Origin of the sequence: Planosporangium mesophilum (assembly GCF_016863255.1) — a bacterium.
Lineage (GTDB): Bacteria > Actinomycetota > Actinomycetes > Mycobacteriales > Micromonosporaceae > Planosporangium > Planosporangium mesophilum.
In genome coordinates this window covers 123,295-144,934 of record NZ_BOON01000018.1, presented here as the reverse complement: position 1 = coordinate 144,934, position 21,640 = coordinate 123,295, and the positions used below count along the sequence as shown (strand labels likewise).

19 protein-coding genes and 1 pseudogene are annotated in these 21,640 nt (G+C 68.8%); 14 read left to right on the top strand and 6 right to left on the bottom strand.

Annotation, left to right across the window (positions count from 1 at the left end; translation table 11 throughout):
- Positions 1-24: 24 nt before the first annotated feature.
- Positions 25-996: an aldo/keto reductase gene (locus Pme01_RS10520; protein ID WP_168114520.1), complete on the bottom strand. Its 972-nt coding sequence runs from the start codon at positions 994-996 to the stop codon at positions 25-27.
- Positions 997-1,092: 96 nt separating this feature from the next.
- Here Pme01_RS10520 and Pme01_RS10515 point away from each other — a divergent pair, with 96 nt between their 5' ends.
- The 6 genes from Pme01_RS10515 (at position 1,093) to mshC (ending at position 6,526) form a co-directional block, all read left to right on the top strand.
- Positions 1,093-2,145 (top strand): LLM class F420-dependent oxidoreductase, encoded by a 1,053-nt coding sequence (locus tag Pme01_RS10515; RefSeq protein WP_168114519.1) that lies wholly within the window; start codon positions 1,093-1,095, stop codon positions 2,143-2,145.
- A gap of 5 nt (positions 2,146-2,150) precedes the next feature.
- Positions 2,151-2,987 carry an undecaprenyl-diphosphate phosphatase gene (locus Pme01_RS10510; protein ID WP_168114518.1) on the top strand — a complete coding sequence of 279 codons (837 nt, stop codon included), beginning with the start codon at positions 2,151-2,153 and terminating at the stop codon, positions 2,985-2,987.
- Positions 2,988-3,025: 38 nt separating this feature from the next.
- A complete protein-coding gene (locus Pme01_RS10505) occupies positions 3,026-3,727 on the top strand; it encodes a histidine phosphatase family protein (protein WP_168114517.1) in 702 nt (233 codons plus the stop codon).
- Between the two features lie 58 nt (positions 3,728-3,785).
- On the top strand, positions 3,786-4,349 hold the full coding sequence (locus tag Pme01_RS10500) for a DUF3090 domain-containing protein (RefSeq protein WP_168114516.1): 564 nt from the start codon (positions 3,786-3,788) through the stop codon (positions 4,347-4,349).
- Positions 4,350-4,444: 95 nt separating this feature from the next.
- Positions 4,445-5,212: an SCO1664 family protein gene (locus Pme01_RS10495; protein WP_203935543.1), complete on the top strand. Its 768-nt coding sequence runs from the start codon at positions 4,445-4,447 to the stop codon at positions 5,210-5,212.
- A 66-nt stretch (positions 5,213-5,278) separates the two neighbouring features.
- Positions 5,279-6,526: a cysteine--1-D-myo-inosityl 2-amino-2-deoxy-alpha-D-glucopyranoside ligase gene (gene mshC / locus Pme01_RS10490; RefSeq protein WP_168114515.1), complete on the top strand. Its 1,248-nt coding sequence runs from the start codon at positions 5,279-5,281 to the stop codon at positions 6,524-6,526.
- A gap of 77 nt (positions 6,527-6,603) precedes the next feature.
- On the opposite strand, the gene Pme01_RS10485 is transcribed toward mshC, so the two are convergent.
- Positions 6,604-7,398 (bottom strand): GntR family transcriptional regulator, encoded by a 795-nt coding sequence (locus tag Pme01_RS10485; protein ID WP_168114514.1) that lies wholly within the window; start codon positions 7,396-7,398, stop codon positions 6,604-6,606.
- A 167-nt stretch (positions 7,399-7,565) separates the two neighbouring features.
- On the opposite strand from Pme01_RS10485, the gene Pme01_RS10480 reads away from it, so the two are divergent.
- Entirely contained in the window at positions 7,566-8,777 is a 1,212-nt protein-coding gene (locus tag Pme01_RS10480) for a pyridoxal phosphate-dependent aminotransferase (RefSeq protein ID WP_168114513.1), read from the top strand.
- Positions 8,778-8,859: 82 nt separating this feature from the next.
- Here the strand turns inward: Pme01_RS10480 and Pme01_RS10475 are convergent, their stop codons facing one another.
- Positions 8,860-9,735: a PAC2 family protein gene (locus tag Pme01_RS10475; RefSeq protein WP_168114512.1), complete on the bottom strand. Its 876-nt coding sequence runs from the start codon at positions 9,733-9,735 to the stop codon at positions 8,860-8,862.
- 147 nt (positions 9,736-9,882) lie between these two features.
- On the opposite strand from Pme01_RS10475, the gene metH reads away from it, so the two are divergent.
- Complete coding sequence (metH, locus tag Pme01_RS10470) at positions 9,883-13,395, top strand: methionine synthase (protein WP_203935529.1); 3,513 nt, start codon at positions 9,883-9,885, stop codon at positions 13,393-13,395.
- 46 nt (positions 13,396-13,441) lie between these two features.
- Here the strand turns inward: metH and Pme01_RS31970 are convergent.
- Positions 13,442-13,631 (bottom strand): annotated as a pseudogene (locus Pme01_RS31970) (site-specific integrase); the annotation flags it as partial.
- A 61-nt stretch (positions 13,632-13,692) separates the two neighbouring features.
- On the opposite strand from Pme01_RS31970, the gene Pme01_RS10465 reads away from it, so the two are divergent.
- The 3 genes from Pme01_RS10465 to Pme01_RS10455 all read left to right on the top strand — a co-directional run bounded on the left by Pme01_RS10465 (position 13,693) and on the right by Pme01_RS10455 (position 15,233).
- Positions 13,693-14,103 (top strand): phospholipase D-like domain-containing protein, encoded by a 411-nt coding sequence (locus Pme01_RS10465; RefSeq protein ID WP_168114511.1) that lies wholly within the window; start codon positions 13,693-13,695, stop codon positions 14,101-14,103.
- 7 nt (positions 14,104-14,110) lie between these two features.
- A complete protein-coding gene (locus Pme01_RS10460) occupies positions 14,111-14,290 on the top strand; it encodes a hypothetical protein (RefSeq protein WP_168114510.1) in 180 nt (59 codons plus the stop codon).
- Between the two features lie 307 nt (positions 14,291-14,597).
- Positions 14,598-15,233 carry a hypothetical protein gene (locus Pme01_RS10455; RefSeq protein WP_168114509.1) on the top strand — a complete coding sequence of 212 codons (636 nt, stop codon included), beginning with the start codon at positions 14,598-14,600 and terminating at the stop codon, positions 15,231-15,233.
- 186 nt (positions 15,234-15,419) lie between these two features.
- Here the strand turns inward: Pme01_RS10455 and Pme01_RS31440 are convergent, their stop codons facing one another.
- Positions 15,420-15,551, bottom strand: coding sequence for a hypothetical protein (locus tag Pme01_RS31440; protein ID WP_275408514.1), 132 nt, complete (start codon positions 15,549-15,551; stop codon positions 15,420-15,422).
- A gap of 314 nt (positions 15,552-15,865) precedes the next feature.
- Positions 15,866-16,399 carry a DUF6082 family protein gene (locus Pme01_RS30855; RefSeq protein WP_239088129.1) on the bottom strand — a complete coding sequence of 178 codons (534 nt, stop codon included), beginning with the start codon at positions 16,397-16,399 and terminating at the stop codon, positions 15,866-15,868.
- Positions 16,400-16,698: 299 nt separating this feature from the next.
- On the opposite strand from Pme01_RS30855, the gene Pme01_RS10445 reads away from it, so the two are divergent.
- The 3 genes from Pme01_RS10445 (at position 16,699) to Pme01_RS10435 (ending at position 21,567) form a co-directional block, all read left to right on the top strand.
- Complete coding sequence (locus tag Pme01_RS10445) at positions 16,699-17,283, top strand: dihydrofolate reductase family protein (protein WP_203935528.1); 585 nt, start codon at positions 16,699-16,701, stop codon at positions 17,281-17,283.
- 1,129 nt (positions 17,284-18,412) lie between these two features.
- The gene (locus Pme01_RS10440) at positions 18,413-18,823 is read left to right on the top strand and encodes a VOC family protein (RefSeq protein ID WP_168114505.1); all 411 of its coding nucleotides are present in this window, start codon (positions 18,413-18,415) and stop codon (positions 18,821-18,823) included.
- Between the two features lie 353 nt (positions 18,824-19,176).
- Positions 19,177-21,567 carry an ATP-binding cassette domain-containing protein gene (locus Pme01_RS10435; protein WP_168114504.1) on the top strand — a complete coding sequence of 797 codons (2,391 nt, stop codon included), beginning with the start codon at positions 19,177-19,179 and terminating at the stop codon, positions 21,565-21,567.
- Positions 21,568-21,640 lie beyond the last annotated feature (73 nt).

Here is a 21,640-nt window from a genome sequence, read left to right as displayed (position 1 = left end):
CGGCCGCTTTGACCAGCGCTGAGGTCAGGTTTGGCGCTCCGGGTAGCCACAGGTGACCGCGGACACGTCGTCGAGCGCGGCGCGGATCTCCGGCGGCAGCTCGACCTCCTCCGCCTGCAGCGCGCCGAGCAGCTGCCCGACGGTACGGGCGCCGAGGATCGGGGCGACCACGCCGGGCCGGTCCCGTACCCAGGCGAGGGCCACTTCCAGCGGCGAGGCGCCCAGGCCGTCGGCGGCGGTGACCACCGCCTCGACGATGCCGGCGCAGCGCACGTCGAGGTACGGCGCGACGAACCGTTCGAAGTGCGGGGACGCCGCCCGGGAGTCGGCGGGCACGCCGGTGCGGTACTTGCCGGTCAGCACCCCGCGCCCCAGCGGCGACCACGGCAGCACCCCGAGGCCGAGTGCTTCGCAGGCCGGCAGCAGCTCCCGCTCCACGCCCCGCTCCAGCAGCGAGTACTCCACCTGCGCGCTGACCAGTGGCGCCCGGCCCGGCCAGGCCTGCTGCCAGGTGGCGGCGCGGGCGGTTTGCCAGCCGGAGAAGTTGGAGATCCCGGCGTACCTGGCCCGGCCGGTGGACACCGCCGTGTCCAGCGCGGCGAGCGTCTCCTCGAGGGGCGTGTCCGGGTCGTACCCGTGGACCTGCCACAGGTCGAGATAGTCCGTGCCGAGCCGGCCGAGGGTGGTGTCCAGCGCCCGCAGCAGGTGGGCCCGCGAGCCGTCACGGCGGCGCGTCAGGCCCGGCCGCAGCCCGGCCTTGGACGCGATGACCAACTCCTCGCGGGGGATGAGCGTGTCGAGCAGGCTACCGATGACCGCTTCGGCCTCGCCGTCGCCGTACACGTCGGCGGTGTCCAGCAGGTTGCCGTCGGCGTCCCGGAACGTCTTGAGCTGGGCAGCGGCGTCGTCGACGTCGGTGTCCCGACCCCACGTCATCGTGCCGAGGGCCAGTCGGGAGACCGCCAGCCCGCTACGGCCGAGCGGTCGCTGCTGCATGGTGGGAAACGATACGGCGCGGGCGCGCACGGGTGCGCTCCGACGCCCCGTTACCCTGACGATGCTTCCGCAGCCCGCTTTCGATGGGGAGACCCTATGCGCCTGGCACTCAATCTTGGCTATCAGACCGCCTGGTCCAGCGCGGCCGACCACCTGGTTCTCACCCAGGAGGCAGACCGCTTGGGGTACTCGACGGTCTGGGTCGCCGAGGCGTACGGCTCAGACGCGCCGACGATGCTCGCCTGGTTCGCCGGCCAGACCAGCCGGATCGAGCTGGGCAGCGCGATCCTGCAGATCCCGGCCCGTACCCCCGCCATGACCGCGATGACGGCCGCGACCCTCGACACGATCTCGGGCGGCCGGTTCCGGCTGGGCCTGGGCGTGTCCGGCCCGCAGGTCTCCGAGGGCTGGCACGGGGTGCGCTTCGGCAGGCCCCTGGAGCGCACCCGCGAGTACGTCGACATCGTCAAGCAGGCGTTGAGCCGCAAGAACGTCGAGTACTCCGGCAAGCACTACACGCTGCCGTTGCCCGACGGCCCCGGCAAGGCGCTGCGGCTGACGCTGCACCCGGTGCGCGACCAGATCCCGATCTACCTCGCCGCGGTCGGCCCGAAGAACCTGGAGCTGGCCGGCGAGATCGCCGACGGGTGGCTGGCGATCTTCTACGCCCCGGAGTTCGCCGCCGAGCAGCACGCCCACATCGCCGCCGGCCGGGCGAAGGTCGGCAAGGACCTGACCGGCTTCGACGTCGTGGCCAACGTGCCGGTCGTCATCGGCGACGACGTGGACATGTGCGCCGAGCTGGTGCGCGCCTACGCCGCCCTCTACATCGGCGGCATGGGCAGCCGGGAGAAGAACTTCTACAACCAGCTCGCCACCCGGATGGGGTACGGCGACGCCGCCCGCGAGGTGCAGGACCTGTACCTGGCCAAGCGCCACCGGGACGCGGCGGCCGCGGTACCGATGGAGTTCATCGACCGCACCTCGCTGCTCGGGCCGGTCGACCGCATCGCCGAGCGGATGCGCGCGTACGCCGAAGCCGGCGTGACCACGCTGTCGACGGTACTGTTCGTCGGCGACGCCGAGTCCGGCATCCAGACGCTGCGCCAGCTCAGCGAGGCGTACGCCAAGTCCGGGGTGGGGGAGTAAGGACCGTGGACATCTGGCAGGCGGTTCTCCTCGGCATCGTCGAGGGGCTCACCGAGTTCCTCCCGGTCTCCTCGACCGGCCACCTGACCATCACCGAGAAGCTGCTGGGGCTGCGGATCGACGATCCGGGCGTCACGGCGTACACGGCGGTCATCCAGATCGGCGCGATCGCCGCCGCGATCATCTACTTCCGGCGGGACATCGTCCGCTTCGTCATGGGCTTCGTCCGCGGAGTCGCCAGCGCCGAGGGCCGGCAGTCGGCCGACTGGCGGATGGCGCTGAACGTGATCGTCGGCTCGATCCCGATCGGCGTGGCCGGCCTGGTCGCCAAGCCGCTGATCGAGGGGCCGCTGCGCAGCATGTGGGTGGTGGCCAACATGCTGATCGCCTGGTGTCTGGTCATGGTCTTCGCCGAGTACCGGGCCACCCAGAAGCGTGCCGAGGGCGACGTCACGTTGAAGGACGCGGTGATCATCGGGGCGGCGCAGAGCATCGCGCTGGTCCCGGGCGTGTCCCGGTCGGGGGCGACGATCAGCGCCGGCCTGCTGCTGGGCATCGACCGGGTGACCGCGACCCGGCTGTCGTTCTTCCTCGGCATCCCGGCACTGACCGCGGCCGGTCTGCTCGAGGCGGTCAGCCAGGCCGACCACATCTCGGCCACCATCGGCTGGACCGCCACCGGCGTCGGCATCGCCGTCAGTTTCCTGGTCGGGTACGCGTCGATCGCCTGGCTGCTGAAGTTCGTCGCCAACCACTCCCTGGTGTCGTTCGTCTGGTACCGGGTGCTCGCCGGCCTCGCCGTCATCGGCCTGCTGGCGGCCGGCGTGATCAGCGCGAGCTGAGCTCCCACGAACGGCGTACGGGCACGTAGGCTCCGGTCGTGACCACCGTCATCCTCGTCCGGCACGGCCGGACCACCGCCAACGCCGACGGCTCCCTCGCGGGCCATCAGCCGGTGGGGCTCGACGACACCGGACAGTTGCAGGCCAAGGCCGCCGGGGAGCGCCTGGCCGGGGTACCGATCGCCGCGGTGGTGACCAGCCCACTGGCGCGCTGCCGCGAGACCCTGGCCCTGGCGCTCCCCGACGTCGAGCCGCAGGTCGACCCGCGCCTGGTGGAGTGCGGGTACGGCGACTGGGAGGGCCAGCAGTTGGCCAAGCTCTCCAAGGACCCGCTGTGGAAGGTGGTGCAGCAGCACCCCTCCGCCGCCACCTTCCCAGGCGGGGAGCGCCTGGCCGCCATGTCCGCCCGGGCCGTGGAGGCGGTACGCGAGTGGGACGCCCGCATCGGCGCCCAGCACGGGCCGGACGCGCTGTGGCTGGCCTGCAGTCACGGCGATGTGATCAAGGCCATCGTCGCCGACGCGCTCGGGGTGCACCTGGACCTCTTTCAGCGCATCATGGTCGAGCCCGCCTCGTTGACTGTGATCAACTACACTCCGCTGCGGCCGTTCGTGGTACGTCTCAACGACACCGGTGCGCCGCTGAGCGCGCTGGTGCCCCGGGGTCGCAAGCGGCGACGGCGCTCCACGCGCGACTCGGACGCGGCTGTCGGCGGCGGTGCCGGTACCCCCGGGACGTAGCCTGAGGTGAGTACGTACCAGCGCGACACGCGGCGTGCGGGCGGATAGGGTCTTGGATATGAGCCACCAGGTGTACGCGTTCGAACCGCCGGAGCGGTTCGTGGCCGGGACCGTCGGTGCGCCGGGAGAGCGGACATTCTTCCTGCAGGCCCGCGGGGGCGGCAGGCTGGTCACCGTTGCGCTGGAGAAGGTGCAGGTGGCCCTGCTGGCCGAGAAACTCGACGAGCTGCTCGTAGAGGCCCACCGGCGCTTCGGCGTGGAGCTGCCGTCCGTAGAGCCGTCGCCCACCGACAACGAGCCCCTCGAGACCCCGCTCGACGAGGAGTTCCGGGTCGGCACGCTGGGTCTGGCCTTCGACGTCGACACCGCGACCGTCGTGATCGAGGCGATCGCAGTGGGCGAGGGTGAGGCCGACGAGGAGGACGAGGAGGACGACGACGACGAGGAGCTGACCGCCGACCGGGACCGGCTCCGGGTCCGGCTCACTCCGCAGGCCGCCCGCGCGTTCATCGACCGGGCCCGCAGGGTGGTCGCCTCCGGGCGCCCGCCGTGCCCGCTGTGCGGCCAGCCCCTCGACGCCCGCGGCCACCTCTGCCCCCGGCACAACGGCTACCGGCGGTAGTTGGCGTGACGGCAGAACCCACCGGCCCGGCCGACCCGTCGGCCGGCCAGACCCCGGCCGTCCCTGCCCCGCTCTCCGACGCCGACGCGCTCACCCTGCTTCGACAGGGTGACCTGGAGCTCGAGGGCCGTCTGGTCGACGCGTCGAACGCCACCCTCCGGGCGGTCATCACCGCCGACGGCGTGACCGCCCGCTGCGTGTACAAGCCGGTACACGGCGAGCGGCCGCTGTGGGACTTCCCCGACGGCACCCTCGCCGACCGGGAGGTCGCGGCGTACCGGCTGTCGACGCAGGCCGGCTTCGACGTCGTACCGCCGACGGTGCTGCGCGACGGCCCGCTCGGGCCGGGCATGTGCCAACTCTGGATCGACGAGGAGCGCCAGGACGAGCCGCTGCTCGGGTTCGTACCCAACCGCGACGTGCCGGCCGGCTGGCGCCGGGTGGCCGCCGCCCGGGACGAGCGGGGCCGCCCGTACGCGCTGGCGCACGCCGACGACCCGCGGCTGGCCCGCATGGCGATCTTCGACGCGGTGGTCAACAACGCCGATCGCAAGGGCGGCCACGTGATCGTGACCGTCGACGGCCGGGTGTACGGCGTCGACCACGGCGTGACCTTCCACACCGAGGACAAGCTGCGCACGGTGCTGTGGGGGTGGGTCGGTGAGCCACTGGCGCCCGACACCGTCGAACTGCTGGAGAAGTTGCGGGTGGAGCTCGACGGCCGGCTCGGCGCCAGCCTGGGCGAGCACCTGACCGAGATGGAGGTCGGCACGCTCGCGATGCGGGTGGACCGACTGCTCGCCACCCGTTGCTTTCCGCAGCCGAACGAGGACTGGCCGGCTATTCCCTGGCCGCCCATCTGACAATGTGATCGAAACGTCCGGCCTCGTGATCGTGGCGGCAACCGGACGGCACTACCCTTGAGCGCCATGGAGTCTTGGTCGGCACCCGACGTCCCGCCGCTGCCCGGCACCGGCGACACGCTTGCCCTGTTCGACTCGGCCCGGCGCGAGGTCGCGCCGACGGTGACCGCGGACGAGGGTCGGCCGGCCACGATGTACGTGTGCGGCATCACGCCGTACGACGCCACCCACCTCGGCCACGCCGCCACCATGATCACGTTCGACCTGGCCAACCGGGTCTGGCGGGACGGCGGCCTGCCCGTGCGGTACGTGCAGAACGTCACCGACATCGACGACCCGCTGCTGGAGCGCGCCGCCCGCGACCGGGAGGACTGGGTGGTCCTGGCGATGCGGGAGACCGCCCTGTTCCGTGAGGACATGGAGGCGCTGCGCATCCTGCCGCCGGAGCGGTACGTGGGGGCGGTCGAGTCGATCCCGCTGATCGCGACCAAGGTCGTCGAGCTGCTCGACCGGGGGGCCGCGTACCGGCTCGACGACGGCACCGGCGACGTGTACTTCGACATCAGCGCCGCGCCCCGGTTCGGGTACGAGTCGAACCTGTCCCGGCCGGAGATGGTGCGCCTGGCCGCCGAGCGGGGGGGCGACCCGGAGCGTCCGGGCAAGCGCGACCCGCTCGACCCGCTGCTGTGGCGGGGCAGCCGGGACGGCGAGCCGTCCTGGCCCGGTGGCGAGCTGGGCCCCGGCCGCCCCGGCTGGCACATCGAGTGCGCGGTCATCGCCCTGGACATCCTCGGCGACACCCTCGACGTCCAGGGCGGCGGCAACGACCTGCTCTTCCCGCACCACGAGTGCTCGGCGGCGCACGCCGAGGTGCTCACCGGCGCGGCCCCGTTCGCGCGGCACTACGTCCACGCCGGGATGATCGGCCTGGACGGCGAGAAGATGTCCAAGAGCCGCGGCAACCTCGTCTTCGTCTCCCGGCTGCGGGGCGACCACGTCGACCCGATGGCGGTACGCATCGGCCTGCTCGTCGACCACTACCGCGCCGACCGGCAGTGGACCGACGACGTGCTCAAGGCCGCCGAGCAGCGGCTGTCCCGCTGGCGTGAGGCGGTCGCGGCGGACGGCGGACCGTCCGGTGCGGCCGTCCTGGCCGGGGTACGCGAGCGGCTCGCCGACGACCTGGACGCGCCGGGCGCGCTCGCCGTCGTGGACGCCTGGGCCGACGCGGTGCTGGCTGGTGAGCGCACCGACCCGGGCGCGCCGGCGCTGGTGCGCACGGCCGTTGACGCCCTCCTCGGCGTCGCGCTCTGATCCGCACGACGTCGACGACGTCGCGGCCCCGGCACCGTCCTACGGCCACGACGTCGCCGACGTTGTGACGATCGTGCTCAGGCCAGCGCCAGGCCCGGCTCGTCGTCGGGCAGGCCGGGGCGCTCGCCCGGTACCCGGTACTCCTCGGTCAGCGTCGTCATCGGCCCCGGCCAGGTCGCCTGCGCGACCTCGATCGGGCGGTGATCGCTGTCGTAGGCCACGTGCAGCAGGACGAGTACCGGCGTGTCGGGCCGGATCTGGAGCAGCTCCGCCTCCTCCCGGGTCGGCAGCCGGGCGCTGAGATGGTCGGTCGCCGTGGTGTACCGGCGGCCGGTGATCTCCTCGACCTCCTGGTACAGCGGCCGGCCGAACGTCTCGTGGCGCTCCAGGGCGTTGCCCGCGGCGTCGGCGGGGCGCAGCCAGGACACGCCGACCTCGACCGGGGCGTCGCCGGTACGGACCAGGTGCCGGCGGGCGAGCAGCTCGCCGCCGGGGGAGAGGCCGAACGCCTCGGCGACCTCGGCGGGTGGGGCCGCGGGTCCGACGGAGATCAGATGCTGGCGGTACCGGGCCGCGAGGTCCGCGTGGTACCCGCGCTGGCCGCCGTAGCGGCCCCGGGACAGCCGGTTGAGCCGGCGCTTGGTACCGCGCACGTAGGTGCCGGAGCCGGGCTTGGTGATCAGCAGCCCCTCGACCCGCAGCTGGTCGATCGTGCGCTGCACGGTCTGCTTGGCGACGCCGTACATCTCCGCGATCGCGGGGATCGAGGGCAGCCGTTCGCCGGGCGCCCACTCGCCGCGATGGATGCGGGCGCGTAGCTGAGCGGCGATCTGGCGGTGCGGGAACTCCGCGGCACCGGGATTGATGCTCATTCGCACAACCTAGCATCCTAGGACGGCTTACGGGGAGTGGCGCGCTCCATAAACCCCACCAGGTCACCTACCAGAGCCGCCCCTACATGGCGTAATACCGCCCACACAACCGCTCACGAGGCGAGATACCCGCGCGTAGCGCGACGGTGACTCTCTAAGGTGTCGGCATGCAGGTGACTCAGTCGGCCAAGCTCGCAAACGTCTGTTACGAGATCCGGGGTCCGGTCCTGCGGCAGGCAAAGCGGATGGAGGCCGAGGGTCAGCGGATCCTCAAGCTCAACATCGGCAACCCCGCGCCGTTCGGCTTCGAGGCGCCGGAGGAGGTCCTGCAGGACGTCATCCTCAACCTGCCCAACGCGCACGGCTACGGCGACTCCAAGGGGCTGCTGTCGGCCCGGCGCGCGGTGGTGCAGTACTACCAGCAGAAGGGTGTCGGCGGCGTCGACATCGAGGACGTGTACCTCGGCAACGGGGTGTCCGAGCTGATCGTGATGGCGATGCAGGGCCTGCTCGACAACGGGGACGAGGTCCTGATCCCGGCGCCGGACTACCCACTGTGGACCGCGGCGGTCAGCCTGTCCGGCGGGCGGCCGGTGCACTACGTCTGCGACGAGCAGGCGGGCTGGTTGCCGGACCCGGCCGACGTCGAGGCCAAGATCACTGACCGTACCCGAGCCATGATCATCATCAACCCGAACAACCCGACCGGCGCGGTGTACTCGACCGAGGTGCTCGAGAGCCTGGTCGAGATCGCCCGCCGGCACAACCTGGTCATCTTCTCGGACGAGATCTACGACAAGATCCTGTACGACGACGCGGTACACACCTCGACGGCGAAGCTGGCGCCGGACCTGGTCTGCGTGACGTTCAACGGGCTGTCCAAGGCGTACCGGGTGGCCGGTTTCCGTACCGGCTGGATGGTCATCTCCGGCGCCAAGCAGCATGCCGAGAGTTACATCGAGGGCCTGGACGTGCTCGCCAACATGCGGCTGTGCCCGAACATGCCCAGCCAGTACGCCGTGCAGACGGCGCTCGGGGGCTACCAGAGCATCAACGACCTGGTGCTGCCCGGCGGGCGGCTGGTCGAACAGCGCGACGTGGCGTGGAAGCTGCTCAACGAGATCCCCGGCGTGAGCTGCGTGAAGCCGACCGGCGCGCTGTACGCGTTCCCGCGGCTGGACCCGAAGGTGTACCCGATCGCCGACGACGAGAAGTTCGTTATGGACCTGCTCGTGAGCGAGCGGGTACTCGTGGTGCAGGGGACCGGCTTCAACTGGGCCAGCACCGACCACTTCCGGATCGTGACGCTGCCCCGGGTGGTCGACCTCGAGGACGCCATCGGACGAATCGCCCGCTTCCTGAGCACGTACCGCCCGTAGCGGGGCTGCCGCCATGGACAAGGGGCCGCCGCCCGGGCCGGGCGGCGGCCCCTTGTGACAAGGCAAGCCGGGCGGTGGCCTGTTACCAGGCGGGGCCGGTGGCCGACGGGCCGGCCTGGCCGCCGCGACGGCGCAGGTACTTCTCGAACTCCTGGGCGATCTCGTCGCCGCTCAGCGGCTGGAGCCCGGCGTCGCCGGAGCGCTCCTCCAGTTCACGCACGTACTCGGCCAGTTCGGCGTCCTGCTCGGCGGCGGCCCGCAGCCGCTCCTCCCACTCGGCCGCCTCCTCGCCCAGGTCGGCCACCGGCACCGGCAGGTCCAGCACGTCCTCGACACGGTGCAGCAGCGACAGCGTCGCCTTCGGGCACGGAGGGTTGTTGGCGTAATGCGGAACGTGCACCCAGAACGAGATCGCCTGAATGTCGGCCCGGGTGCAGGCGTCCTGGAGGATGCCGACGATGCCGGTGGGCCCCTCGTACCGGTTGGGGGTCAGGTTGTACTTCTCGATCGTGGCCCGGTCGGACGCGCTGCCGGTGACCGGCAGCGGGCGGGTGTAGGGCACGTCGGCCAGCAGGGCGCCGAGCAGCACGACCTGGGTCACCTCGAGGCTGTGACAAATCTCCAGCAGTGAATCGCTGAACGTCCGCCAGCGCATGCTGGGCTCGATGCCCCGGATCAGCACGACGTCGCGGTCGGCGCCCGGTGGGGTGGCTACGGAGAAGCGCGTGGTCGGCCACTCGATGCGGCGGGTTTCACCCTCGGCCATCGACACGATCGGCCGGTTGACCTGGAAGTCGTAAAACTCCTCGGGATCCATCTCCGTCACCGGGCGGGCGTCCCACATCTGCTCGAGATGCTCCACCGCGGCGGTGGATGCGTCGGCAGCGTCGTTCCATCCCTCGAACGCGGCGATGGCGACAGGGGAACGCAGAACTGGGAGTCCGTCGAACTCGGTCACGCAGCCAAGCGTACGTGTCCGTGTGGCAAACGGCGCCTTGGCCGCGCCGCCGGCCGTGTCGGAAGGGGCCCGGCACGGGGTGTTAGGGGGACCGCATTACGGGAGTCGAGTGGGAGTTGTCCCTCTTTTCCGGCTAGCCTCTAGGTCGTGTCGATCTCACTGCTCAGCGCGTTGTCGGAACGGGTACTGGTGGCCGACGGAGCGATGGGCACCATGCTCCAGGCGGCGGACCTCTCGCTCGACGACTTCGACGGGCATGAGGGCTGTAACGAGGTCCTCAATGTAACCCGTCCGGATGTCGTCCGCAGCGTGCACGAGGCCTACCTCGCCGCCGGGGCGGACTGCGTCGAAACAAACACTTTCGGTGCGAATCTGGCCAATCTGGGCGAGTACGGGATCGAAGATCGCATCTGGGAGTACTCCGAGGCCGGGGCGCGACTGGCCCGGGAGGCGGCCGACGCGTGGTCGACGCCGGCGCGGCCACGGTTCGTGCTCGGCTCGGTCGGTCCGGGTACCAAGCTGCCGACGCTGGGGCACGCGCCGTACGCGCGGCTGCGCGACGCGTACCAGGAGAACGCGGCCGGCCTGATCGCCGGTGGCGTCGACGCGATCCTGGTGGAGACCTCCCAGGACCTGCTGCAGGCCAAGGCGGCGATCATCGGCGCCAAGCGGGCGATGGCGGCGGCCGGTACGACCGTGCCGGTGATCTGCCACGTCACCGTGGAGACCACCGGCACGATGCTGCTGGGCAGCGAGATCGGGGCGGCGCTCACGGCCCTGGAGCCGCTCGGGATCGACCTGATCGGGCTCAACTGCGCGACCGGCCCGGCCGAGATGAGCGAGCACCTGCGGTACCTGTCGCGGACCGCCCGGGTGCCGCTGTCGGTGATGCCCAACGCCGGGCTGCCGGAGCTGACCTCCGACGGGGCGGTCTACCCGCTGGCCCCGCAGGAGCTGGCCGAAGCCCTCGACCGGTTCGTCACCGAGTACGGGGTGTCGCTGGTGGGTGGCTGCTGCGGTACCACCCCGGCACACGTGGAGGCGGTGGTGGCGCGGCTGGGCGGCCGGCGCCCGGCGGCCCGCGAGCCGCAGCCCGAGGCCGGCGTGGCCAGCCTGTACCACCACGTACCGTTCGCCCAGGACGCCAGCGTGCTGATGGTGGGCGAGCGCACCAACGCCAACGGGTCGAAGGCGTTCCGGGAGGCGATGCTGGCCGCCGACTGGCAGTCCTGCGTCGAGATCGCCCGCGGCCAGGCCAGGGACGGCTCACACCTGCTGGACCTGTGCGTGGACTACGTCGGCCGGGACGGCGCGGTCGACATGCGCGAGGTCGCCGGGCGGTTCGCCACCGCCTCGACCCTGCCGATCATGCTGGACTCGACCGAGCCGGCCGTGATCGAGGCCGGCCTGGAGATGCTCGGCGGCCGCTGCGTGATCAACTCGGTCAACTTCGAGGACGGCGACGGCCCCGAGTCGCGGTACGCCAGGGTCATGCCGATCGTCCGTGAGCACGGCGCCGCGGTGGTCGCCCTCACCATCGACGAGGAGGGGCAGGCGCGTACCGCCGAGTGGAAGGTGCGGGTCGCCTCCCGGCTCATCGACGACCTCACCGGCCGGTGGGGGCTGAACCTGCCCGACATCTTCGTCGACTGCCTGACGTTCCCGATCGCCACCGGCCAGGAGGAGACCCGTCGCGACGGCATCGAGACCCTCGACGCGATCCGGGAGATCACCCGCCGGTACCCCGGAGTCAACTTCACCCTGGGCATCTCGAACGTGTCGTTCGGGCTCAACCCGGCCGCCCGCCAGGTGCTCAACTCGGTGTTCCTGCACGAGTGCGTACGGGCGGGGCTGACCAGCGCGATCGTGCACGCCTCCAAGATCCTGCCGATCGCCCGGATCCCCGAGGAGCACCGCGAGGTCGCCCTCGACCTGGTGTACGACCGGCGCCGCGAGGGCTACGACCCGGTACAGAAGTTCATCGAGTTGTTCGAGGGCGTGGACGTCACCAGCGCCCGCGCCTCCCGTGCCCAGGAACTGGCCGGCCTGCCGCTCGACGAGCGCCTCAAGCGGCGCATCATCGACGGCGAGCGCAACGGGCTGGAGGCCGACCTCGACGCCGCGCTCGAAGACCGCCCGGCGCTGTCGATCATCAACGACATCCTGCTCGAAGGCATGAAGGTCGTGGGGGAGCTGTTCGGCTCCGGCCAGATGCAGCTGCCGTTCGTCCTGCAGTCGGCCGAGGTCATGAAGGCCGCCGTCGCGTACCTCGAACCGCACATGGAGAAGGCCGACGACGGCGGCAAGGGCCGCATCGTGCTCGCCACCGTCAAGGGCGACGTGCACGACATCGGCAAGAACCTGGTCGACATCATCCTGTCCAACAACGGGTACGAGGTGGTCAACCTCGGCATCAAGCAGCCGATCAGCGCCATCCTCGAGGCCGCCGAGACCCATCGCGCCGACGCGATCGGCATGTCCGGCCTGCTCGTCAAGTCCACGGTGATCATGAAAGAGAACCTGGAGGAGATGAACACCCGCGGCGTCGCGGAGCGGTGGCCGGTCCTGCTCGGCGGGGCCGCGCTGACCCGCGCGTACGTCGAGGACGACCTGCGCGCCCTGTACACCGGCGACGTCCACTACGCCCGGGACGCGTTCGAGGGACTGTCCCTGATGGACCGGGTCATGACCGCCAAGCGCGGCGGCACGGCCGTCGTCGACGCCGACCGCGAGGCCGCACTCGCCGCCCGCCGCGCCCGGCGCGAGAAGACCGCGCTGGTACGCGAGGACCTGCCCTCGCTGTCGGATTCGTCGGTCCGCTCCGACGTCGGCGCCGACGCGCCCGTACCCGCGGCGCCGTTCCTCGGCACCCGGGTGGTGCGCGGCATCCCGCTCGCCGACTACGCCGCGCTGCTCGACGAGCGCGCCACCTTCATGGGCCAGTGGGGACTGCGCGGTGCCCGCGGCGGCACCGGACCGTCCTACGAGGAGCTCGTCGAGACCGAGGGCCGGCCCCGGCTGCGGTACTGGCTGGACCGGCTCGCCGCCGACAAGGTCCTCGAAGCGGCCGTGGTGTACGGGTACTTCCCCGGCTACTCGGAGGGCAACGACCTCGTCGTACTCGACGAGAACGCGCAGCGTGAGGTCGCCCGGTTCACGTTCCCCCGGCAGCGCCGGGACCGTCGCCTGTGCCTGGCCGACTTCTTCCGCGGCCGCGACTCCGGCCAGCTCGATGTGGTCGGCTTCCAGCTGGTCACCGTCGGCGAGCCGATCAGCGAGTACACCTCGAAGCTGTTCGCTGAGCACTCGTACCGCGACTACCTCGAGGTGCACGGCTTGTCCGTGCAGCTGACCGAGGCGCTCGCGGAGTACTGGCACAGGCGGATGCGCGAGGAGCTGGTCCTGCCCGACGGGCGGCGCGTCGCCGACGACGACCCGGCCGACCTCGATGGGCTGCTGCGTACCGACTACCGCGGCTGCCGGTACGCGTTCGGGTACCCGGCCTGCCCGGACCTGGAGGACCGCGCCAAGATCGTGGAGCTGCTGCGGCCGGACCGGATCGGTGTGAGCCTCAGCGAGGAGTTCCAACTCGTACCGGAGCAGGCCACGGACGCGATCATCGTGCACCACCCCGAGGCCAACTACTTCAACGCCAAGTGAGCGTTTGACCCGTCCTGACCTGCGGAAATACGTCTCGGTGTAGCCTCTAGGCCGTCTCCAGGCCGTCCAGCGGCTCCGGCCCGTCGGCGAGGGCCCGGTCTCGCCTGTCGGGTGCGGTTCTAGCTGCTGGGTAGCAGATGGGTGTAGGTCCGCAGGGTGAAGCCGGGGTCGGCGTGGCAGAGGTAGGCGGCGAGGGCCTTGCTGCCCTCACCGGCGTCCAGCAGCACGGAGGCGTAGGCCTCATCCTCGGCATCGCTGGGGGGTGGCGAAATTCCTCAATGAAGACGAGGAATTCCTGTGGCCGGAGTCCAGCGCAGGTCGGCCGACGCGGCGAGCGCAAACGCCGAAATCGTTGCGGCGTACCCGTACCCAAGCGACATGCCGCACTCGGGATGGTGGGAGCTGATCGAGCGTGCCGAGCGCCAGATCGACCTCCTCGGCTACACGCTGTACTTCCTGCCGATGGATCACCCACGGCTAGTGGAGACGATTCAAGAGAAATGCGCCAATGGTTGCAAGGTACGGGTCGTGATCGCGGACCCGGAATCGAAGCACGTCGCAGACCGTGACGACGAAGAGGACCTGGCCCTGAACGCTGGTCGTTCGGATTCACACATCGCTGAAGTGCTTCGCGCCATTGATGGGATGCGAGAACTTCGAGATGCGCCAGCAAGACGTGCCGCTGTACAACTCGGTCTTCCGCTTTGATGACGAAATGCTGGTCACGCCGCACCTGTACGCCACGCCGGGGGAGTCAGCAGCGATGCTGCACCTTCGCCGGCTCGGCCCGAACGGGATGTTCGTCCGCTTCGCCACCCACTTCGACGGCGTCTGGGCGACGACCACGCCGGTGAGGGATGATCGACCGAAGAAGAGCACGCGGGCGAGGAGCTAGACGGGAAGCGTAATGGGGCGGGTCGACTACTACCGGGATCCCGATGCACCGCAGGCGAACTCTCTGGTTCCCGCAGCGTCGGCGGTCGTGATCGACCAGGCCGGACGGCTGATCCTTCAGCGCCGGGCAGACAACGACCTGTGGGCGCGATGTGCGACGGGTCGTCTAGAACTTGGGGCAGGTCGGCGGAGCCTGAACGCACGGATCTGGCGATGAGCGGATGTCGATCGGATCATCGATGGTGGCCCGATTGGCAGAGCTGTTATAGATTGCTCTCGTGCGCCAGTGAGTGCTAGGAGTGATCCGTTTGGACATCAACTGGCTTGAGGTAGTGGCCGGCTTCATCCTTGGTGTAACGCCAGTTCTCATACGCCAACTCTACTTCTACTACCGGTTCAGCAGATCGCCAGGAAAACGTCGGTATTTGGGTCGCTGGCATTCCTACTGGCGAAGCACCACTGGAATCGGCATAATTGGTCACGAGCAGATCGAAATTCGATATTCGTTCGTCAGAAATACGCTCCTAGTGAGAATCACCTCCGAGAGCTTGGACGGTCGTGGTCGAGTAATGGAGTACGCCGGTACCATCTCGGAGCGCCAAGGCGTAGTTCGCTACTGGTATCTACGAGATCGAGTAACCCAAGTTCAGGAGACATGGGTCATGATCGACCCCTATTATGATCCCATAGATATGACAGAAGGGGTCCAAGTGACGGTCGACCTGCGAGGGCTCCCTGTCGCCACCGGACAACTGATTAGTCGAACAGAACTGGAGCTAGAAGAACTTGAGCGGCGCATACCCAGAGCGATAATCGGTACTGACCCGGTGGAGTCCTTCCTGCTCTTTCATGCCCAGGACGGCAGCGAGCCCTTCGTAGCCGAGGTGGAGTCCGATATGTCGCGATCAGAGTCTGACCTGGACGAGGAGTCTGCGACTCCGTAACTGAGGCGGTAGCAGTCCGACTTTTACCGCGCGATCCTCACCTGAAGTGGTTTGCGACAGCTAGGCACGGATATCGACACCTGAGGCGAACATTAGCTCGATGCGTTCAACCTGACACCCGCCCGCGCTAAACGGAAACGCGCCTGCTGTCAGTTGAGACCGCGCTCTCACTCGTATCCCCGGTTACTACACCAATTCGCTGAACGCATCCAGGTTTTCGGGCCACGTATGGTGACAGGGCAGCTTCGAGAACTCGCCGACCTGGACCCCCAACACGGCGCGATAGCGGTGTTCCATCACGCTCAACTCCACCAGCACTCGGCGGAGTGTTACGCATCAAGTGAAGCCGACCTGTAACGCATCAAGCGGAGTACGACACAGCCGCAGCCAGAGTCCCGGTGAGAAGTTTCTGTACGTCTTCAAGGCGCCAGGTCAGCACCGTCGGCCGCCGCGCGCCTAAGGACTACGTCCACGGCGCGCCGACGGCTGGCATGGCGACACCCGCCGGACACGCCGAATCCCAGGGTTCACCGCCGGTCGGCAGACGCTGAACTCTGGTTCGATGTCCATCTGAATCCGGTCGATCCGTCGTCGGGCTGGACAGTGCATGAGCGACCGGGAAGCAGGCCTTTCTATGTTTTCTGTTCAGCGTGTTCAGCCGAAGCGCTTCTCGCTCGTGTGATCGCTGCTTCATAAGTGCTGTCAACGAGTTCCAAGAAACGCCGTTGTCGCCGATTCCGAGCCTCTCGCTCATAGAGCCCCCGCGCGGCGGCCCACCACTCAACAGCTACGTTCTGCGCAAAGAGAATGGACACCTGGGTGCGGATTGCCGTTTCAGGCAACTCGCCGATCAGATAACCGAATCGAAGATGCATCATAGTCCAGTTCAGATGTAGCCGCTTGCGGATAGCCTGTTGGTCAAGCGATGCATCGACAAGCGCGTCGGCGAGGTCCGGGTAGTCGAGTACCATTCGCACTAGGTCAGCATGCGTTGATCGGTACGTTTGAAGCGAGCTTATTCTCAGTTGGCGAGACTGAATTACAAGACCTATCGCTACGCCTACTACGGCGACGGAAGAGATAGCGGTCGAGATAATTGCTATCACTAACGCAACGTCATCCACGATAATCTCCTTCAGTACCGGCACGATGCCCAGAGGTTTCATGGTATGGACGGCGGCAAGGCCGCTGCGCGGTACACACGACGACTTAGCCAGGGCGTTGCGGGTTCCCGGTTCCTCTCCCTGCTGGCGGCCGTCCCCCGGTGCTCGACTCTCCACGGCGCCCGCCCGGCGTCAAGGGGTCAGACGACGACCACTAGAAGTCAAGCGTAGGTAACTGGCCCCACCGCCAGGTTGGTCGAGCTGTGTCCTCGTTCCCCTGCGCCATTACTTGCTACGGTCCGCACGGCGCTTGCAAGTCGCAATCACTCAGGAGGTTCGCGGTGCCGGACACCACTTGCCACATGTCGATCTCGCTGGACGGCTTCGTCGCCGGGCCGGACCAGAGCCGCGAGGACCCCCTGGGCAAGCGGGGGCGGGAGCTGCACGGCTGGCACATCGGCGACCCGCGAGCCAACGATGCCGACAAGGTCGCGAACGAGTGGCTCATGCGCCCGCGGGGTGCGTATGTGATGGGTCGGAACATGTTCGGCCCGATCCGCGGGGACTGGGATGAGGAATGGACCGGGTGGTGGGGCCCCGAACCGCCGTATCACGCGCCGGTGTTCGTGTTGACCCATCACGGACATGACCCGATCGAGATGGACGGCGGGACGATCTTCCACTTCGTCACCGAGGGCTTCGACGCGGCCTACTTCGCAGCGTGCCAGGCCGCCGGGGATAACGGCGTGGACATCGCCGGTGGGGCCTCGACCGTCCGACAGGCACTGATCGCCGGCGTGATCGACGAGCTCACCCTCGACATCGCACCGGTCCTGCTCGGTTCGGGCGAGCGCATCTTCGACGGTGTTGAATCCTTCGGCTTCGAACCCGCCGAGGTGCTTCACTCACCGCTGGCCACCCACATCCGCTATCGCCGTGTCAGCTGACTCGCTGGTGCTGCCGGCGACCAGGTAACGCATCGAGCGGAGTACGACACCACCGGGGGACGCAATGTCGGGCTCCCCTTGATGCGTTACCGATCGCGGTCCGACGAGGCGTGACAGCTCCGGCTAGGCGATCGAGGTCGGTCGACAGGTTACGCGTTGAGTTGGCGTAGCGGGAGAACGTCTGGTGCTCCGATTACCGGTCGCGGTGCCCGCTTGGCGCTCGTAGGCTGCCGTCCAGTGAATGCGCTGGAGGGGCTGTGAGCAGGAGGCGGTACGTCGCCAGAGGGGTACCGGGCGGGTACCGGATCTGGGACAACAAAGCGCGCCGATGGTGGGGCGATCTCTATGAGCTGTGCCCGGACGACCTGCTCGCCGAGCTGAACGGCGAAGCCAACTACGAGAGGATTACCGCCCTTCTCAGACGCTACCGGGCCTTGAGGCGGTAGACGATTTCCGTCGCGGCGGTTCGAGTTTGTGGACCTTGAATCGGGCGATGGGCTTGATTGTGGTGCGAGCGGCTTCGGCGACCACGTCGGCCACCGAGACGTTACGCCCGAGGTGATCTTCTTCGTCGGTCACAGCGGCGACTGAGGCCAGCAGCTACATGGCTATAGCGAGATCTACCGGGTGACGAAGTGAGTGACAACCGGAGTGCACTACGACGGACGTCCACGAACAGCGACGACTGTTTCCGCAGCTGACAACGGTTGGTATGGCAGGTCACGTGCCCGCCAAGGTTCCTTGACACGGCAGAGGTCAACCACCGTGAGGCCGTCGACGAACGGGTCACGGCAGGACCATGATCAGGCCGTCGCCAGGCCGTGAGACGACAACCAAGGACCACAAGGACAACCATCAATCACCGCCGTTGCCGCTGCTCAGGGGGCTGCTTGGTGCCCCTCGCCCGGTGTGGTGCAGAGGGCTGATCAGTTCAACGCCAAGTGAAGGGTTAACCGGTCCTGACCTGCTGCGGCGTGCTTCACCGAGCTGGTCGGTGTGTCGCCCAGCGTCTATCGGGGTCGGGCGGCGCGCGCGACGGTGGGATGCCGCCGTGTGTGGCGAAGCAGGTGACCAGACAGGTCAGGAATCGAGAAGCGCGGGTAGCCGAGCCGCACGTAGCGTGACTGCCATGGACATCACCATTCACACGAGCGTTCTCCCGCACGACGACCCGGAGGCCTGCCTGGCCTTCTACCGAGACGTCCTCGGCTTCGAGGTCCGCAACGACGTCGGAAAGGGCAAGATGCGCTGGATCACGGTCGGGCCCGCCGGCCAGCCCGGCACGTCCATCCTCCTGGCGCCGCCGGCCGCCGATCCCGGTGTCACCGACGAGGAGCGCCGCACCATCGTGGAGATGATGGCCAAGGGCACCTACGGCTGGATCATGCTGGCTACCCCTGACCTCGACGGCACCTTCGAGAAGTTGCAGGCCAGCGACGCCGAGGTCGTCCAGGAGCCGATCGAGCAGCCGTACGGGGTTCGCGACTGCGCCGTCCGCGATCCCGCCGGCAACCTCATCCGCATCCAGCAGCTGCGCTGAGCCGTCCGGCTATCGCAGCCTGCACAGACGGCTGGGCCACCCCCGCGACATGTCATGATCGAGGGCGAAGCCGAAGTCCTCGAGATCGACGCTCCGCCGCAGCAGCGGGGTGACCGGTTCGCCGCGCACACCGGCTGCGCTCGCCACGCCGTACCGCTGGTTCCGCATCTCCCCGCGCCGCATCCAGGCTCGGCGCGAGGTGAACGAGATGCCTGACCGTGAGCTGATGCGACGTCCTGGTCTGACTGCGCCGACGAGGGAGAATCAGACATACTGCTCGAAGCCGGTCAGATCGAGCCACGCGACGCCGATGGAGACCGCGAAGGCGGCCCCGCCCGACAGATGGAGACACGATGAGCACGGCCACGAGGACGGACACGCAGTCGTCTGCGCTGCACGTTGCCGACAGTCACGACCTGATCCGCGTGTACGGCGCGCGTGTGAACAACCTCAGGGACGTCAGCATCGAGATCCCGAAGCGCCGGCTGACGGTGTTCACCGGTGTCTCCGGCTCGGGCAAGAGCTCGCTGGTGTTCAGCACGATCGCCGCGGAGTCGCAACGGATGATCAACGAGACCTACAGCGCCTTCGTGCAGGGCTTCATGCCGACGCTGGCGCGGCCCGAGGTCGACGTCCTCGAAGGGCTGACGACCGCGATCATCGTCGACCAGCAGCGGATGGGTGCCGACCCGCGCTCCACGGTCGGCACCGCCACCGACGCCAACGCGATGCTGCGCATCCTCTTCAGCCGCCTCGGGAACCCGCACATCGGCTCGCCCCAGGCGTTCTCCTTCAACGTAGCTTCGATCAGCGGAGCGGGCGCGGTCACGATCGAGCGCGGCGGGAAGACCGTGAAGGAGCGGCGCAGCTTCAACATCACTGGCGGCATGTGTCCGCGCTGCGAAGGCCGGGGCTCGGTCACCGACTTCGACCTGTCTCAGTTGTACGACGACAGCAAGTCGCTCAACGAGGGTGCGCTCACGATCCCCGGCTACAGCGTCGACGGCTGGTTCGGCCGCATCTTCGGCGGCTCCGGCTTCCTCGACCCGGACAAGCCGATCCGTAAGTACACCAAACGCGAGCTCCACGACCTGCTCTACAAAGAACCGACCAAGATCAAGGTCGACAACATCAACCTGACGTACGAGGGTCTGATCCCGAAGATCCAGAAGTCGATGCTGTCCAAGGACGTCGACGCGATGCAGCCCCACATCCGCGCCTTCGTGGAGCGGGTGGTGACCTTCACCGCCTGCCCCGACTGCAGCGGCACCCGGCTCAGCGAGGCGGCCCGGTCCTCCAAGATCAAGGGGATCAACATCGCCGAGGCGTGCGCGATGCAGATCAGCGACCTGGCCGAATGGGTCCGCGGCCTCGACGAGCCGTCCGTGGCGCCGCTGCTCGCCAAGCTGGCGCACACCCTCGACTCGTTCGTGAAGATCGGGCTGGGCTACCTCTCGCTCGACCGGCCGTCGGGCACGCTGTCGGGCGGCGAGGCGCAGCGCACCAAGATGATCCGCCACCTCGGGTCGTCGCTCACCGACGTCACCTACGTCTTCGACGAGCCGACGATCGGGCTGCACCCCCACGACATCCAGCGGATGAACGACCTGCTGCGGCAGCTGCGGGACAAGGGCAACACCGTGCTGGTCGTCGAGCACAAGCCGGAGATGATCGCGATCGCCGATCACGTCGTCGATCTCGGCCCCGGTGCCGGTACGGCGGGTGGCACCGTCTGCTTCGAGGGCACCGTCGAGGGGCTGCGCGCCAGCGGCACCGTCACCGGCCGCCATTTCGACGACCGGGCCGCCCTCAAGGAGACGGTGCGTACGCCCACCGGCACGCTCGAGATCCGCGGCGCGACGGCGAACAACCTGCGCGACGTCGACGTCGACATCCCGCTCGGGGTGCTGGTCGTCGTCACCGGCGTCGCCGGCTCCGGCAAGAGCTCTCTCGTGCACGGGTCGATCCCCGCCGGCGCGGGCGTGGTGTCGATCGACCAGGGCGCGATCCGTGGCTCGCGACGGAGCAACCCGGCGACGTACACCGGACTGCTCGACCCGATCCGCAAGGCGTTCGCGAAGGCCAACGACGTGAAGGCGGCGCTGTTCAGCGCCAACTCCGAGGGCGCCTGCCCCGTGTGCAACGGCGCCGGCGTCATCTACACCGACCTGGCGATGATGGCCGGCGTCGCCACCACGTGCGAGGAGTGCGAGGGGAAGCGGTTCGAGGCCTCGGTGCTGGAATACCACCTCGGTGGCCGCGACATCAGCGAGGTACTCGCGATGTCGGTGACCGAGGCGAAGGAGTTCTTCGGCGCCGGCGACGCGCGCACGCCGGCAGCAGCCGCCATCCTCGACCGGCTCGCCGACGTCGGGCTCGGCTACCTCAGCCTCGGCCAGCCGCTCACCACGCTGTCCGGCGGCGAGCGGCAGCGGCTCAAGCTGGCCACCCGGATGGCCGAGAAGGGTGGCGTCTACGTCCTCGACGAGCCGACCACCGGCCTCCACCTCGCCGACGTCGAGCAGCTGCTCGGCCTGCTCGACCGGCTCGTCGACTCCGGCAAGTCGGTCATCGTGATCGAGCACCACCAGGCGGTCATGGCGCACGCCGACTGGATCGTCGACCTCGGCCCCGGCGCCGGCCACGACGGCGGTCGGATCGTCTTCGAGGGCACACCCGCCGACCTCGTCGCCGCCCGCTCCACCCTCACCGGCGAGCACCTCGCTGCCTACGTAGGCACGTGACCGGGCCCTCGCCGACACCGTGGGACGAGTTCCCTCATCTGTTTCGACTTGTCCCGATCAACCGGCAGGAATG